Below are 14914 nucleotides of genomic sequence, written 5' to 3'. Positions count from 1 at the left end.
AAACCATGTTCACAGCACGACTCCGAAAGGGCCTGGCAGGCGTCGCGATCCTGACGGGTGCCGTCGTCACGATGTCCGGATGCGCGTCCAGCGATCCGCTGGACTCCGGCGACGGTGACGACAGCGGCGGAACGGGCGACAGCAGCACGATCGTCGTCGGGTCGCAGGCCTACTACTCCAACGAGATCATCGCCGAGATCTACGCGCAGGCTCTCGAGAACGCCGGCTTCGAGGTCGAGAAGCAGTTCAACATCGGACAGCGCGACGCCTACATCCCGCTGCTCGAGAGCGGCGAGGTGAACCTCTTCCCCGAGTACAGCGGCAACCTGCTGCAGTACTTCGACGAGGAGACCACGGCCCGTACCGCCGACGAGGTCTATGCCGCTCTGCCCGACGCCCTTCCCGAGGGGCTGGCGGTGCTCGACCAGTCCACCGCAAGCGACCAGGACTCCTACACCGTGACCGCCGCGTTCGCCGACGAGTACTCGCTGACCTCGATCGCCGACCTCGCGAACGTCGATGTTCCGCTGACCCTCGGCGGACCGCCCGAGCTCGCCGAGCGTCCCTACGGTCCCCAGGGCCTCGCCGACACCTACGGTGTCGATGTGTCCTTCTCCGCGACCGGCGACACCACCGTCGAGGACCTCGTCGCCGGCACCGTCAACGTCGCGAACGTCTTCACCGCCGACCCGCGCATCCAGACCGAGGACCTCGTCGTGCTCGACGACCCCGAGGGCCTGTTCCTGGCCTCGAACGTGGTGCCGGTGGTCAGCGCCGACATCGCCGACGAGATCGCCGACGTCATCAACCAGGTCAGCGCTGCGCTGACCCCGGAGGCGCTGGTCGCCCTGAACGTGCAGAGCACGGTCGACCAGCTCTCCAGCGCCGACATCGCCACCCAGTGGCTCGAGGAGAACGGCATCTCCTGATCCGGCACAGCGGAGGGGCATCGGCGGGCGTGCGCCCGTCGGTGCCCCTCACTAGCGTGGTGGGCATGGATGCTTCTGCTGCCGACGCCCACCTCGCGCGCGACGTGGATCCGATCTCCCGAGAACGCCTCGAAGCTCAGGGACTCGAGATGAGATCGGTGACCGGCGATGCCGACCGTGAGGCCTTCATCCAGGTCGTCGCCCGAGGATTCCTCGATCCCGAACTGACCGACGAACAGGTGCGCGAGACGCGCGCACGGGGAGACTACCGCCGGATGACGGGGGTCTACGACCCGGAGACCCCGACGACCTCAGCGCCTGTAGCCACGAGTGCCTCATGGGTGTCGGACCTCACCCTTCCCGGCGGGGGTGTTCTGCCCGGCAGTGCGGTGAGCGCCGTGTCGGTCGCCCCCACGCACCGGCGACGCGGGATCGCGCGCGCCCTTCTCGAGGCGGAGCTGCGCAGCGCCGTCGCCGGCGGCATTCCGCTGGCGATGCTGACCGTCAGTGAGGCCACGCTCTACGGACGCTACGGCTTCGCTCCGGCGGCTCCCGCCGCCACCTGGGTCATCGACACCAAGCGGGCCGGATGGCGCGGTCCCGGCCGCTCCGGGCGGGTGGACTTCATCCCCCGTGAGACGTGGCGCGACATAGCGCCCGGTCTCCACGAGGAGGTGCGCGTGCGCTCGGCGGGCGAACTGGAGATCCCCGCCGGTCACTGGGACAGCTTCGCGGGCACGCGGCCCGACGCCAAGGACCCGGGGAAGCGGCGAGCCATCCAGTGGCGCGACGACGCCGGACGGGTCCGGGGCGCTGCGCTGTACACGGCCACCGAGAACAGCGACGACTGGACCAAGTCCCGGGTCGATGTGTCCTCGCTCATCGCCGCCACACCGGTCGCCTACGCAGCGCTCTGGCGCTTCCTCCTCGAGCTCGACCTCATCGGAGAGGTCCACGCCGGCGAACTCGCCGTCGATGAGCCGCTGTGGTGGATGATCGCCGACCAGCGCGCCGCGACGATCACGGTCCGCGATCACCAGTACGTGCGGATCATCGACGTCCCCCGGGCGCTCGAGGCGCGAACCTACACCGGATCCGGCGATGTGCTCCTCGACGTCGAGGACTCCCTGGGCCTGTCCACCGGCCGTTGGCATCTGCATGTGGTCGACGGCATCGGAACGGTCGAAGACGTCGGTGATTCCGTCTCCGCCGCCCCGGTCATGCGCCTCGGGATCGAGGAGTTGTCGGCGATCTACCTCGGCGGCGTGTCGGTGGCCACGCTGGCCGCCGCAGGACGCCTCGCGGTCGACGACCCCGACGTCATCGCCCCGCTCTTCCTCACGCCCCGTGCGCCACGACTGAGCTTCTGGTACTGAGGCGCTGGTCCGCGAGCTCGATCGAGGGCCATAGCCTGGAAAGGATATGGCGCATCTTCTCGGGGCTGAAGCCCTGCATCTGGAATTTCCCACGAAGGTCGTCTTCGACGGCATCTCCCTCGGCGTCGACGAGGGAGACCGCATCGGCGTCGTGGGCCGAAACGGCGACGGCAAATCGACTCTGCTCGCCTTGCTGGCCGGGCGGCTCGAGCCCGATTCCGGTCGAGTGACCGTCAGGCGGGGTGTCCGCGTCGGTGTCCTCGACCAGTCCGACACGCTCGATGACGGTCACACCGTCCGCTTCGCCGTGGTCGGCGATCGTCCCGATCACGAGTGGGCGGGTGATCCACGCGTGCGCGATGTGATCGCCGGACTGCTCGAAGGATTGGACTGGGAAGGCCCGGTCACCGGGTTGTCGGGCGGCCAGCGCCGCCGCGTCGCCCTGGCAGCGCTCCTCGTCGGCGACTGGGATGTGCTCTTCCTCGACGAACCCACCAACCACCTCGATGTCGAAGCGATCGCATGGCTCGCCGATCACATCCGCCGCCGATGGCCGGCGAACCAGGGCGGGCTGCTCGTCGTCACCCACGACCGCTGGTTCCTCGACGAGGTCTGCACCATGACCTGGGAGGTCCACGACCGGATCGTCGAGCCGTTCGAGGGCGGGTACGCCGCCTACATCCTGCAGCGGGTCGAGCGTGACCGGCAGGCGGCGGCGATGGAGGCACGACGTCAGAACCTCGCGCGCAAGGAGCTGGCGTGGCTGCGACGCGGTGCTCCGGCCCGGACATCGAAGCCGAAGTTCCGCATCGACGCCGCCAACGCCCTGATCGAGGACGTGCCCGAGCTGCGTGATCCGGTCGCCTTGCAGGCCCTGGCGATCACCCGACTCGGCAAGGACGTCGTCGACCTGCTCGACGTCTCGGTCGCCTACGACGACGGTGCCACCCGCACCGAGGTCTTCCACGACGTCGAGTGGCGCATCGCGCCGGGTGAGCGCACCGGCATCCTGGGGGTCAACGGCGCGGGCAAGTCCACCCTGCTGTCGCTCATCTCCGGCGAGCAGGAACCCACGTCCGGACGGGTCAAACGGGGGAAGACCGTGCGGGTGGCGATCCTCAGCCAGCGGATGGACGAGCTGGATCCGCACCTGGACGATCCCGTCCGCGTGGTCATCTCGGGCCTTCGGACGACGTACACCCTCGGCGCCGGGTCGAAGGCCCAGGAACTGTCACCCGGCCAGCTGCTGGAGCGGATGGGATTCGCCAGCGCACAGCTGTCCACTCCGGTCCGCGACCTCTCGGGCGGGCAGAAGCGGCGCCTGCAGCTGCTGCTGATCCTGCTGTCCCAGCCGAACGTGCTGATCCTCGACGAGCCGACCAACGATCTGGACACCGACATGCTCGCCGCGCTCGAAGATCTCCTGGACTCCTGGCCCGGCACCCTCATCGTCGTCTCTCACGATCGCTACTTCATGGAGCGGGTGACCGACCAGCAGTATGCGCTGCTGGAGGGTCGGCTTCGACACCTGCCCGCCGGGGTCGACGAGTATCTGCGGCTGCGCGCCGCGGGGAGGCTCTCCGCGGCGGCCACACCGCCGTCCTCCGAGGAGACTGCGCGGCCGGCCACGACGGATCTCACCGGGGCGGAGCTCCGTGCGGCTCAGAAGGAGGCCGCCGCGCTGGAACGGCGGATCGAGAAGCTCGAGTCGGAGGTGTCGCGCGCCAAGATCGCCCTGGCCGACCACGATCAGTCCGACTACGCGGGCCTCTCGGCGGAGATGAGCCGCATCGGCGCCCTCGAGGCCGAGCGTGACACCACGGAGGAGCGCTGGTTCGCGCTCATCGAGCAGATCGGCTGACTCTCAGGCGTCGAAACCCAGGCTGAGTTTCCGAAGCAGCCCGGCCAGGCGATCCCGATCACCTCGTGACAGCGCGCCGAGAAGGAGGGCTTCGGCGTCGACGAGGCGGGTGATCGCTGCGTCGACGCGAGTGCGTCCCTCCTCGGTGAGCGTCACCAGGATGCTCCGCCCGTCACCGGGATCGGCTTCGCGGCGCACCAGACGTCGCCCCACGAGGCGGTCGATGCGATTGGTCATCGTGCCGCTGGAGACGAGGGTCTGCTGCAGCAGCTGCTTGGGGCTCAGCTGGAACGGCTCGCCGGCCCGTCGCAGTGCCGAGAGGACGTCCCACTCCCACGGCTCCAACTCGCTGCGGCGGAACGCCTCGCGTCGGGCGCGATCGAGATGCCGCGACAGTCTGTCCACCCGGGAGAGCACTTCCAGGGGCGAGAAATCGAGGTCGGGACGCTGCGCACCCCACGCCTCGACGATGCGGTCGACTTCGTCCGACTCTCGGGGCATGCATCCACTCTGGCAGACTTGTCCGGGCGCCCTCTGCGGGCGCGGTCCGCCGTGGTGTAATGGCAGCACGACAGCCTTTGGAGCTGTGAGGTCTAGGTTCGAGTCCTGGCGGCGGAGCATGACAGACACCACCGCCACCTCCTCCCTCTCGGTGATCGTCCTCGCCGCGGGGCAGGGCACACGGATGAAGTCCGCCACGCCGAAGGTGCTCCACCGCATCGGCGGCCGGTCGCTCCTGGGTCACGTGCTGCAGACCGCCGCGGGACTCAGCCCCCGCAACACGGCCGTCGTCGTGCGTCACGAACGCGACCTCGTCGCGTTCGAGGCGACCGAGGTGTCCCCGGGGGCGGTGATCGTCGATCAGGACGAGGTTCCCGGCACCGGGCGTGCGGTCGAGCTCGGGCTGGCGGCTCTCGGCGAAGAGGACGACGACGTCCTGGTCCTCAGTGGCGACGTGCCGCTGCTCGACACTCAGATGCTCGCCACCCTCTTGGACGCCCACCGCGAGCGGCGGGCAGCCGCGACCCTGCTGACGGCCGTGCTGGACGACGCGTCGGGCTATGGGCGGGTCATCCGCTCGGGCGACGACACCGTCGCGCGGATCGTGGAGCAGAAGGATGCTGCTCCCGCCGAACTCGCCGTCAGCGAGATCAACGCGGGGGTCTACGTCTTCCAGGCGTCCTCGCTCCGACGCCAGCTCGCACGGGTGGGCACCGCGAACGCGCAGGGTGAGAAGTACCTCACCGACGTCATCGGTCTGCTGCGCGAGGCGGGGCTGCCCGTCGCCGCCGTCACCGCGCCCGACGCGGCCGCCGCACTCGGGGTGAACGATCGCATCCAGCTGTCCGAGGCGGCGCGCACGCTGAACACCCGCACCGTCCGCCACTGGCAGCGCGAAGGCGTGACCGTGATGGATCCCGCCACGACCTGGATCGATGTCACCGCGACCCTCGCGCCCGACGTCACCCTGCTCCCGGGCACGCACGTGCTGCGTGCGACCGTCATCGGCGAGGGAGCCGTGGTCGGTCCCGACACCACCCTCGTGGACTGCGAGGTGGGGGAGCGGGCGACGGTCACCCGCACCGATGCCACCCTCGCCGTGATCGGCGCCGATGCGACGGTGGGACCGTTCGCGTACCTCCGCCCCAACGCGCGGCTGGGGGCCGGTGGCAGGATCGGCACGTTCGTCGAGGTGAAGAACTCCGACATCGGCGAGCGCAGCAAGGTGCCGCACCTGTCGTACATCGGCGACACCACCATCGGCACCGGCGTCAACCTCGGTGCCGGAGCGATCACGGCCAACTACGACGATCTCGCCAAGCACCGCACCGAGATCGGCGACGAGGTCCACAGCGGCTCGCACAACGTCTTCGTCGCGCCCGTTAGGATCGGAGACGGCGCGAAGACCGGAGCCGGCGCCGTCATCCGCAAGGATGTCCCCGCCGGCGCTCTGGCCCTGAGTGTGGCCCCTCAGCGCAACGTGGAGGGGTGGGTCGAGAAGAACAGGCCCGGGACGGCCGCGGCCGAGGTCGCAGCGCGAGCCCGGACGTCACAGAAAGCGGACGATGGCGCGCAAAACGAAGACAGTTGATCTCGACCGCGACAACGACATCGCCCCCGGAATCGTCGCCAAGACCAAGAAGCGGCTCGTCGTGGCAGCCGGTCGCTCGCACCCGGACCTCGCCGCCGAGGTCGCCGCGGGACTGGGCACGCAGCTCGTGCCCACCGAATACCGCACCTTCGCCTCCGGGGAGATCCTGACCCGATTCGAAGTGTCGATCCGCGGATGCGACTTCTTCCTGGTGCAGAGCTTCGGACCGCCGGTCAACGAGTGGCTGATGGAGACTCTCATCATGCTCGACGCGGCCAAGCGGGCCTCGGCGAAGCGCATCACCGTCGTCGCGCCGTACTATCCCTACAGCCGACAGGACAAGAAGGGCCGTGGGCGCGAACCGATCAGCGCGCGCCTCGTCGCCGACCTGCTCCGCACCGCGGGCGCCGATCGCGTCATGAGCGTCGACCTGCACGCCGCCCAGATCCAGGGCTTCTTCGACGGTCCGGTCGATCACCTGTTCGCCAAGCCCGTGCTGCTGGAGTACTTCCGCGACACCCTCAGCGCCGCCGACCGCGCCAAGCTGACCGTCGTCTCACCCGACACCGGTCGTGTGCGTGTCGCCGACACGTGGTCTGACAGCCTCGGGGCGCCGCTGGCGATCATCCACAAGCGCCGCGATCCGAATGTGGCGAACCAGGTCACCGTCAACGAGATCGTCGGTGAGGTGAAGGGGCGCGTCTGCCTCCTCGTCGACGACATGATCGACACCGGCGGCACGATCGTCAAGGCCGCCGAAGCGCTCAAAGCCAGCGGTGCGGAGCGCGTCATCGTCGCCGCGACCCACGCGATCTTCAGCGATCCGGCCGCCCAGCGTCTGCGCAGCGAGTCGATCGACGAGGTCGTCGTCACGGACACCGTGCCGGTGCCGGATGAGAAGCGCTTCCCAGGGCTCACCATCCTCCCGATCGCGCCCCTTCTCGCTCGCGCGATCCGCGAGGTGTTCGAAGACGGCTCGGTCACGAGCATGTTCGACGGCGCTGCGTGAGCTGAGTCTTCGCCGCGCCTGCGACCGCTCCGAGCCCCTCCATAGGGAGGGGGAGGCAGGATGACGGTATCCGACGCTTCCCCTGGAGGAACAATGATCCGTCTCGACCTCGCCCCTCGTCCCGTCCGCGCCGGCGCCGCCGGTGCCGGTGTCTTCGGAGCCCTTCTCCTGGCCGGATGCTCGACCGGCGCGGCCGACGCCGGAACCCAGGATGCCGGGTCGAGCAGCGATGCGGGCGCCACCTCGGCCGAAGGACCCTACGCCGACGGGACGTACACCGCCGAGGGCACCTACAACACTCCCGAGTCCGTCGAGCAGATCACCGTGACCCTCACTCTGCAGGACGACGTCGTCACCGACGTCGAGGTCTCCGGAGACCCCCAGCGGCCGGAATCGGAGCGGTACCAGTCGCAGTTCATCGGCGGCATCGCCGACGAGGTCGTCGGCCGGAACATCGACGACCTCTCCGTCGATCGCGTCGCAGGCTCCTCGCTGACCAGCGGCGGTTTCAACGCGGCAGTCGAGGAGATCAAGGCCGAAGCGGCCGCGTGAGATGTCTTCGCCGCTCCCGCATGCGACGCCCGCGATCTGGCGATTCGAGGCGATAGGCACCCGGTGGGAGGTGGGAAGCGCCCAGGCGCTCACGAGCGATGACCGCGCCGCCGTGGCCGATGCGATCGAGACGTTCGATCGCATCTGGTCGAGGTTCCGCGACGACTCCACCGTCACCGCCCTCGCCCATCGCGGGGGAGCCGTGGCCGCACCCGCCGACACCGACCTCCTGCTCTCGGGCCTGACAGACATCGCCGACGCCACCGGCGGCGCAGTCAGCCCCCTCATCGGCGGAGTTCTGGCACGCCGCGGCTACGACGCCGCCATGTCGCTGATCGATCGCGGAGCCGAATCGGCGCCCCCCTGGCGCGATGTCCTGTCGTGGACCTCGGATGCGCTGAGCCTCTCTCGACCCGCGACCATCGACGTGGGCGCCCTCGGCAAGGGCCGGCTCGTCGATCTCGTCCACGCCGTGCTCGCCGAGCGGGTCAGCGGCCCGCTGCTCGTCGACGCCTCCGGGGACCTCCGGGTGAGCGGGGCCGATCTCCGAATCGGCCTCGAGCACCCGTACGACACGTCGCGGGCGATCGGCGTCGTGACCGTGTCGACCGGCGCCGTCTGCTCCTCGGCGACCAATCGGCGACGCTGGGGTGACGGACTGCATCACGTTGTGGACGCCCGCACGGGAGAGCCGGTACGCACCATCGCCGCGACCTGGGCATTCGCGCCCGACGCGATGACGGCCGACGCGATCGCGACCGCGCTGTTCTTCGACGGCGGGCCCGAGATCGCCCTTCGCTGGGGCGTGGAGTGGGTGAGGATGACCACCGACGGCCGCGTCGATTGGTCGCCGGGCAGCCCCGCCGAGCTGTTCATGAGGGCGGATACGGTGGCATCGTGAACTCCCTGACCGCCGGTGTGCGCGCCGTCACCGCCCGCGTCTTCGCGGTCCTCGGTCGCTTCTCGATGTATCGCGTCGTGCTGCTCGCGCTCGGCGCGCTCACCGCCGTCGCCGTCGTCCTGGCGTTCTTCGGAGCGCTCGCGCAGACCCCGCTCGAGATCCTCGGCACCGCCGTCGTGCTCGTCGTCGTCTGCGTCGCGGTCGACCTCGCCGCCCAGCGCGTGCTGCGCCTGCCGTGGCGGTGGGAGTCTTCGCTCATCACGGCGGGCATCCTCCTCTTCGTCCTGCGCCCGTCGCTGGATCCGCTCCTGCTGCTCGGCGCTGCGCTGGCCGGCGCGATCGCGGCCGTGTCGAAGTACCTCCTGGCCTGGAGGGGGCGCCACATCCTCAATCCCGCCGCGACGGGAGCGTCGGCGCTGACCCTCCTCAGCATCTGGGTTCCGGCGCTCGGGGCATCGGCGTGGTGGGTGGGAAGCCCGGTGCTGGCCGCGCCCGTGATCATCCTCGGGATCGCCGTGCTGTGGCGTGCGGAGAAGCTGCGGATCGCTGCGCTGTTCCTCGTCGTGGCCGTCGGGGTCGCGCTCGTCCGGGTCTTCTCGCAGTACGCCGCACTCGGCGCCCCGGTCGCGCTCGGCGACATCCTTCCGCAGGTGGTGTTCTCCTCGCCGTTCCTCTTCCTCGGCGCATTCATGCTCTCCGAACCCCTCACCCTCCCGCCGAGGCGGTGGCAGCAGCTGCTCGTCGCGCTCGTGGTCGGGGCGCTGGCGGGATGGCCGATCGTCATCGGGTCATTCAGTCTCGGCCAGGAGCGGGCCCTTCTCATCGGAAACCTGCTCGCGTTCTTCCTCGCTGTCCGGGCCGCGCAGCGGCTTCGGCTGCAGGAGCGCGCGCACCTGAGCCCGACCGTGCGCGAGCTCACCTTCCGCGTATCGGGTCCGCTCTCCTTCGCCCCGGGTCAGTACCTCGAGCTCGATGTGCCGCATCGTCGCGCCGACGCGCGGGGCACGCGCCGGGAGTTCAGCATCGCGTCGGCGCCCGAAGACCTTCCCGAACTGAAGATCGCCTACCGCGAGCCCGCCACAGGCACCCCGTCGAGCTTCAAGCGCGCGCTCGCCGAGACCGCAGCCGGGCGAGAGCTGGCGGTCACGGGGGTGTGGGGCGACTTCGTGCTGCCGAGGAGCACCGCGGCTCCGGTGCTCCTGGTCGCCGCCGGCATCGGGATCACGCCGTTCGTCTCCCAGCTGCGGCACCACCGCCTGGCGGACGAGGATCGCGACATCGTGCTCGTCTATGTCGCTTCGGATGCCGCCGAGCTCGCCTACCGCGAAGAGATCGCCGCTTCGGGGGTGCCCGTCATCGTCTTCACCCGCGGGGCTCCCGCCGACCTGCCGCCGCACTGGCGGTGGGCGCGCGGAGTGCGGCTGGACGCCGACGGTCTGCTGGGCGTCGTTCCCGACATCTCTGCCCGCCACGCATTCGTCTCGGGCCCCGCCGGCCTCATCGCCGAGCTCGCCCCGGCGCTCCGACGGGCCCGGTCGCTGACGACCGACGCGTTCAGCGGGTACTGACCTCCGGGGGATGCTCGGGGCGGGCAGGCAGCCGGATCTCGAACGTCGTGTCACCCGGCGTGCTGGTGACGGCGAGGGTGCCGCCGTGCGCGATCACGATCGCCCGGGCGATCGACAGGCCGAGGCCCGTGCCGCCGGTGTTCCGCGCCCGCGACCGGTCGGCTCGGGCGAAACGCTCGAACAGATCGTCGGCGATCGCCGGGTCGATCCCGGGCCCGTCGTCGTGCACCCGGACCACGGCGTCGGAACGGTCTCGGCTGATCGACACGCGCACGGTGGTGCCCGCCGGGGTGTGGATCCGGGCGTTGCCGAGGAGGTTCGCCATCACCTGGTGCAGGCGACGTGCATCCCCGGCCACGACGACCGGATCTTCGCCGACGTCGGCGACCCAGTGATGCTCGGGTCCTGCCGCCTGCGCGTCGCCGAGGGCCTCGACGGCCAGCTGCGACAGATCCACCGCTGCGTACACGAGCTCCTGTCCCTCGTCCAGGCGGGCGAGCAGGAGCAGATCCTCGACGAGTGACGTCATGCGCAGCGACTGGCTCTGAATGCGCTCGAGCGACGCTTCGGCGGTGTCGAGCGCTCCGCCGTCGTGCCCGCGTTCCAGGGCGCGCAGCGACAGCTCGGAATAGCCGCGGATCGATGCCAGCGGCGTGCGCAGCTCGTGACTGGCGTCGGCGACGAAGGAACGCATCCGCTCCTCGTTGCGCTGCCGGGCGGTCAGCGACGTCGACACATGGTCGAGAAGGGTGTTCAGCGCCTGCCCGACCTGGCCGATCTCCGTGCGCGGGTCGGCCTCGGCATCGGGGACACGGTCGCGGATCGAGACCTCGCCCTGGTCGAGGGGGAGCGCCGCGACACGGCGGGCGGTCTCGGCGACGGAGCGGAGGGGAGCCAAGCCGGCCCGCACCGTCCACGCCGTCGCAACGGCAAGCAGCAGCAGTCCACCGACCGTGAGGAGGGCGATCGTCAGGAGCATCTCGCCGATGGTGGTCGCCACGGCGGTACGCGAGATGCCGACGACGACGATGGCGGGGGAGGCGGGAACGTTTGCGAGTCGATACGTGCCGACTCCGTCGAGAGCGGTCACCGCAGGCCCCGCGGTGTCGAGGCGCTCGACCAGCTCGGAGATCTGGGCGTCGCTGAGTTCGACCACGCGCCCGCGGTCGTCGGTGGCTGCCGCGGTGGTCTCACCCGTGACGGGATCGCCGACCACGAGAAGAAAACCCGGCTGCGGAGCCTGTTCCCCCAGGATGTCGGCGGCGGTCGCTCCGCTGCCGATCAGCGGCCGGATCCAGGTGGCGGCGCGGTTCGCGGTCGCCTCGACCTGGCTGTCCAGACTCCGCTCCAGCACGGATCCGAGGATGGCGGAGGTGGCGACGCCGACCAGGATCAGAATGAGCGACACGATGGCGGCGATCGTGACGATCAGCCGTCGCTGGAGGGTCCACGGGTGTCGGGGCCGCCTCACTGGGGGGCCTTGATCATGTACCCGACGCCGCGGACGGTGTGGATGAGGGGTTCCTGGCCCTGGTCGATCTTCTTGCGGAGGTAGGAGATGTAGAGCTCGACGACGCTGGAGCGCCCGCCGAAGTCGTAGTTCCACACCCGATCGAGGATCTGGGCCTTGGAGACCACGCGTCGCTGATTGCGCATCAGGAACCGCAGCAGCTCGAACTCGGTGGCGGTCAGCTCGATCTCCGTCCCGGCACGCTCGACCTCGTGGCTGTCCTCATTCAGCGACAGGTCGCCGACCCGGAGGATCGGCTCGTCCTCGGCGGTCTGGGCCGTTCCGGCGCGCCTCATGAGTCCACGCAGCCGCGCGACGACCTCCTCCAGGCTGAACGGCTTGGTGACGTAGTCGTCGCCGCCGGCAGTGAGCCCCGCGACGCGATCCGACACGGCGTCCTTCGCGGTGAGGAACAGCACGGGCACGTCGTCGCCGGAGGCGCGCAGCCGCTGCAGCACCGACATCCCGTCGAGGTCGGGCATCATGATGTCGAGCACCATCGCGTCGGGGCGGAAGTCGCGTGCCGCCTGGAGAGCCTCGAAGCCCGAGGACGCCGTCTTGACCTCCCATCCTTCCATCCGAAGAGCCATCGAGAGCAGGTCGGTCAGCATCTGCTCGTCATCGACGACGAGGAGTCGGAGCGCCTGCCCATCGGGGCGGCGGAGGGCAGAGGAGGCGAGGGTCGTCATGCTCCCCAGTGTGCGGGCTCAGCTATGGATTTCCTATGGCGTCGGCTATGCGCCGGCTGAGAGTCATCCATAGCAATCCCATACCCCCTGCCAACGGTGCTCTTCACCGAGGTCCCTAGCGTCGGCGTGACGGCCGGGACCGCAGCCCGGCGAGAGGAGACCCATGTACGCGACCTACCTCCGGCGAGAGCTCGCCGGGCGCAAGAGACAGACCATCATCGTCGCCGCCGGCCTCGCGCTGGCCATCGCCCTGGTGATGATCGTCACCTCGTTGGCGGCCGGTGTGCGCGACGCACAGGCGCAGGCGCTGGAGACCGTCTACGGCGTCGGCACCGACCTCACGGTGACCGGGGGCACGGCGGAACCGGGCCAGAGCGGCGCCCAATTCGACTTCGACGAAGAGGGCGGTCAGACCGGCGAGGACGGCACAACGCGACTGGATCAGTCGCGCCTGATGACCGAGCCCCTCCGATCGACCCTCGACGCCTCGACGGTGGAGACCGTGACGGCGACCGACGGCGTCGCCTCGGCTGTGGGCGCGCTGAGCCTGACCAACACGACCTTCTCGGGCGAGCTTCCCGAGCCGCCGAGCGGCACCGGCGACGACACGACGATGCAAGGGCAGCCACCCCAGCAGTCCGACGGCGGAGGCGGGGGCTTCGGCGGAGGATCCTTCGACCTGAACTCCTTCACCGTCCTCGGATTGGAGCCCGGCGCCGAGGGGATCGGACCCACGTCCGCCGTCGACATCACGGACGGCCGCACGCTGGCTGTCGACGACGCCGGTCAGGATGTCGCCGTGCTCGACGCAACCTACGCCTCGAGCGAGGAGCTCGGCGTCGGAGACACCATCGAGATCGGCGGCACCGACTTCGAGATCGTGGGCATCGTCGCGTCGACCTCGGACGAAGCCGACACCGCCGCCAACGTCTACATTCCGCTCGATGTGGCTCAGGAGCTCTCCGGAGCGGGCGACGTCGTCTCGATCATCTACGTGCAGGCCGCGTCGTCCGATGCGATCAGCACCATCCAGACGGCCCTGCAGGACGAGCTTCCCGACGCCACGGTGAGTTCCCAGTCCGATCTCGCCGCCACGGTGTCGGGGTCGCTCTCCAGCGCCGCTTCACTGATCACCAACCTCGGCACCTGGCTGTCACTCATCGTCCTCGCCGTTGCGCTCGCCCTCGCCGTCCTGTTCACGATCTCGGGTGTATCCCGGCGCACGCGGGAATTCGGCACGCTCAAGGCCATCGGGTGGTCCAACGGCCGCGTCGTCGGTCAGGTGGCCGGCGAGTCGGCGGTCCAGGGAATCATCGGGGGAGGGGTGGGCGTCGCCCTGGGCCTGGCGGGCATCCTCGTGGTCAATCTCATCGCCCCGACGATCTCCTCGACGAGCACCGCCCAGACCACGACCGGTCCCGAGGGCGTCGTCGGTCCGGGAGGACCGGGCGGCGGGGGCTTCGGAGAGGCGATGACCTCGGCGGCCGCCGACGTGGTCCTCCAGGCTCCGGTCACGCTCTGGGTGATCCTCGCCGCCGTCGGCATCTCGATCCTCGGCGGTCTCGTCGCCGGTGCCTTCGGCGGATGGCGAGCCGCCCGTCTGAGCCCGGCCGAAGCCCTGAGGTCGGTGGGCTGACCGTGTCCGACCAGCGCCCTCATCTCTCATCCCTTGCCCCGACACCTCAGACAGGAGACCCCGTCATGACCCTCGACAACCCAGTTCAGACGACTGCGACCGACTCGACATCGGCGGCGCTCTACCGCCTGAACGGCGTCACCCGCACGTATTCCCAGAAGGGACGAGAGGTCGCCGCGCTCGTCCAGGTCGATCTGGAGATCGAGGCAGGGGACTTCATCACGATCCAGGGACCCACGGGAGGGGGGAAGTCGACGCTGCTGCAGCTGCTCGGCGCCCTCGACCGCCCGAGCAGCGGGTCGGTGCATCTCGGCGAGCTCGATCTCGCCACCGCGGAAAACCGCCGCCTCGGTCGCATCCGTGCGCACGAGATCGGTTTCGTGTTCCAGGGGTTCAACCTCATCCCGACCCTCACCGCGAGCGAGAACGTGGACATGGCCCTCGAGCCGTTGCGCCTCCCCGCCACCGAAAGGTCCCGGCGTGTGAGCGAGGCGCTGAGCCGGGTCGGCCTCGCGGAGCGGGCGGGTCACCGCCCGGGCGAGCTCTCCGGCGGTCAGCAGCAGCGCGTCGCGATCGCGCGGGCCATCGTCAAGCGCCCCCGGGTTCTCCTCGCCGACGAGCCGACAGGCAACCTCGACGAGAGTATGAGAGATGAGATCCTCGGCGTCCTCCAGCGACTGAATGACGAGGGGCTCACGCTCATCGTGGTCACGCACGATTCCGCGGTGGCGGGGCGCGCCCGCCGTCGGCTCCGCCTGGAGAAGGGAGTGGTCCGCGACATCACGCGGTGA

The 14914-nt window shown here is 69.9% G+C and carries 13 protein-coding genes and 1 tRNA gene; 11 read left to right on the top strand and 3 right to left on the bottom strand.

Translation table 11 applies throughout. The annotated features are described in order from the left end of the window. The first annotated feature begins 5 nt into the window (after positions 1 to 5). From QSU92_RS02140 to QSU92_RS02130, 3 genes are all read left to right on the top strand, one after another. Entirely contained in the window at positions 6 to 929 is a 924-nt protein-coding gene (locus tag QSU92_RS02140) for an ABC transporter substrate-binding protein (RefSeq protein ID WP_289264546.1), read from the top strand. 65 nt (positions 930 to 994) lie between these two features. Continuing rightward, positions 995 to 2305, top strand: coding sequence for a GNAT family N-acetyltransferase (locus QSU92_RS02135; RefSeq protein ID WP_289264545.1), 1311 nt, complete (start codon positions 995 to 997; stop codon positions 2303 to 2305). 46 nt (positions 2306 to 2351) lie between these two features. Then, entirely contained in the window at positions 2352 to 4166 is a 1815-nt protein-coding gene (locus QSU92_RS02130) for an ABC-F family ATP-binding cassette domain-containing protein (protein WP_289264544.1), read from the top strand. A 3-nt stretch (positions 4167 to 4169) separates the two neighbouring features. Here the strand turns inward: QSU92_RS02130 and QSU92_RS02125 are convergent, their stop codons facing one another. Then, positions 4170 to 4667 carry a MarR family winged helix-turn-helix transcriptional regulator gene (locus tag QSU92_RS02125; RefSeq protein WP_289264543.1) on the bottom strand — a complete coding sequence of 166 codons (498 nt, stop codon included), beginning with the start codon at positions 4665 to 4667 and terminating at the stop codon, positions 4170 to 4172. A gap of 45 nt (positions 4668 to 4712) precedes the next feature. Here QSU92_RS02125 and QSU92_RS02120 point away from each other — a divergent pair. The 6 genes from QSU92_RS02120 (at position 4713) to QSU92_RS02095 (ending at position 10288) form a co-directional block, all read left to right on the top strand. Continuing rightward, positions 4713 to 4784, top strand: a tRNA-Gln gene (locus QSU92_RS02120). A 1-nt stretch (position 4785) separates the two neighbouring features. Continuing rightward, on the top strand, positions 4786 to 6258 hold the full coding sequence (gene glmU / locus QSU92_RS02115) for a bifunctional UDP-N-acetylglucosamine diphosphorylase/glucosamine-1-phosphate N-acetyltransferase GlmU (RefSeq protein ID WP_289264542.1): 1473 nt from the start codon (positions 4786 to 4788) through the stop codon (positions 6256 to 6258). Continuing rightward, complete coding sequence (locus tag QSU92_RS02110) at positions 6233 to 7267, top strand: ribose-phosphate diphosphokinase (protein ID WP_289264541.1); 1035 nt, start codon at positions 6233 to 6235, stop codon at positions 7265 to 7267. The genes glmU and QSU92_RS02110 overlap by 26 nt, the downstream gene beginning before the upstream one ends. A 93-nt stretch (positions 7268 to 7360) precedes the next feature. Beyond that, positions 7361 to 7819: an FMN-binding protein gene (locus QSU92_RS02105; protein WP_289264540.1), complete on the top strand. Its 459-nt coding sequence runs from the start codon at positions 7361 to 7363 to the stop codon at positions 7817 to 7819. 1 nt (position 7820) lies between these two features. Further along, the gene (locus QSU92_RS02100) at positions 7821 to 8720 is read left to right on the top strand and encodes an FAD:protein FMN transferase (RefSeq protein WP_289264539.1); all 900 of its coding nucleotides are present in this window, start codon (positions 7821 to 7823) and stop codon (positions 8718 to 8720) included. Between the two features lie 5 nt (positions 8721 to 8725). After that, on the top strand, positions 8726 to 10288 hold the full coding sequence (locus QSU92_RS02095) for an FAD-dependent oxidoreductase (RefSeq protein WP_422880428.1): 1563 nt from the start codon (positions 8726 to 8728) through the stop codon (positions 10286 to 10288). Here QSU92_RS02095 and QSU92_RS02090 read toward each other — a convergent pair. Together QSU92_RS02090 and QSU92_RS02085 are read right to left on the bottom strand one after the other, a co-directional pair. Next, the gene (locus QSU92_RS02090; RefSeq protein WP_289264537.1) at positions 10275 to 11759 is read right to left on the bottom strand and encodes a sensor histidine kinase; all 1485 of its coding nucleotides are present in this window, start codon (positions 11757 to 11759) and stop codon (positions 10275 to 10277) included. The two genes, QSU92_RS02095 and QSU92_RS02090, sit on opposite strands and share 14 nt — an antisense overlap. Further along, positions 11756 to 12487, bottom strand: a complete 732-nt coding sequence (locus QSU92_RS02085) for a response regulator transcription factor (protein WP_289264536.1) — start codon at positions 12485 to 12487, stop codon at positions 11756 to 11758. The genes QSU92_RS02090 and QSU92_RS02085 overlap by 4 nt, the downstream gene beginning before the upstream one ends. A 163-nt stretch (positions 12488 to 12650) precedes the next feature. On the opposite strand from QSU92_RS02085, the gene QSU92_RS02080 reads away from it, so the two are divergent. Further along, complete coding sequence (locus tag QSU92_RS02080; protein ID WP_289264535.1) at positions 12651 to 14123, top strand: ABC transporter permease; 1473 nt, start codon at positions 12651 to 12653, stop codon at positions 14121 to 14123. Between the two features lie 65 nt (positions 14124 to 14188). Next, on the top strand, positions 14189 to 14914 hold the full coding sequence (locus tag QSU92_RS02075; RefSeq protein ID WP_289264534.1) for an ABC transporter ATP-binding protein: 726 nt from the start codon (positions 14189 to 14191) through the stop codon (positions 14912 to 14914).

The sequence above is a fragment of the Microbacterium sp. ET2 genome (assembly GCF_030347395.1).
Taxonomy (GTDB): Bacteria; Actinomycetota; Actinomycetes; order Actinomycetales; family Microbacteriaceae; genus Microbacterium; species Microbacterium albipurpureum.
The sequence above is the reverse complement of the archived record's forward strand: the minus strand, read 5'-3'. Positions and strand labels throughout refer to the sequence as shown.

Coding starts and splice junctions, on each gene's coding strand:
- QSU92_RS02140 (WP_289264546.1), top strand. CDS start 6: ATGTTCACAGCACGACTCCGAAAGGGCCTGGCAGGCGTCGCGATCCTG.
- QSU92_RS02135 (WP_289264545.1), top strand. CDS start 995: ATGGATGCTTCTGCTGCCGACGCCCACCTCGCGCGCGACGTGGATCCG.
- QSU92_RS02130 (WP_289264544.1), top strand. CDS start 2,352: ATGGCGCATCTTCTCGGGGCTGAAGCCCTGCATCTGGAATTTCCCACG.
- QSU92_RS02125 (WP_289264543.1), bottom strand. CDS start 4,667: ATGCCCCGAGAGTCGGACGAAGTCGACCGCATCGTCGAGGCGTGGGGT.
- glmU (WP_289264542.1), top strand. CDS start 4,786: ATGACAGACACCACCGCCACCTCCTCCCTCTCGGTGATCGTCCTCGCC.
- QSU92_RS02110 (WP_289264541.1), top strand. CDS start 6,233: ATGGCGCGCAAAACGAAGACAGTTGATCTCGACCGCGACAACGACATC.
- QSU92_RS02105 (WP_289264540.1), top strand. CDS start 7,361: ATGATCCGTCTCGACCTCGCCCCTCGTCCCGTCCGCGCCGGCGCCGCC.
- QSU92_RS02100 (WP_289264539.1), top strand. CDS start 7,821: ATGTCTTCGCCGCTCCCGCATGCGACGCCCGCGATCTGGCGATTCGAG.
- QSU92_RS02085 (WP_289264536.1), bottom strand. CDS start 12,487: ATGACGACCCTCGCCTCCTCTGCCCTCCGCCGCCCCGATGGGCAGGCG.
- QSU92_RS02080 (WP_289264535.1), top strand. CDS start 12,651: ATGTACGCGACCTACCTCCGGCGAGAGCTCGCCGGGCGCAAGAGACAG.
- QSU92_RS02075 (WP_289264534.1), top strand. CDS start 14,189: ATGACCCTCGACAACCCAGTTCAGACGACTGCGACCGACTCGACATCG.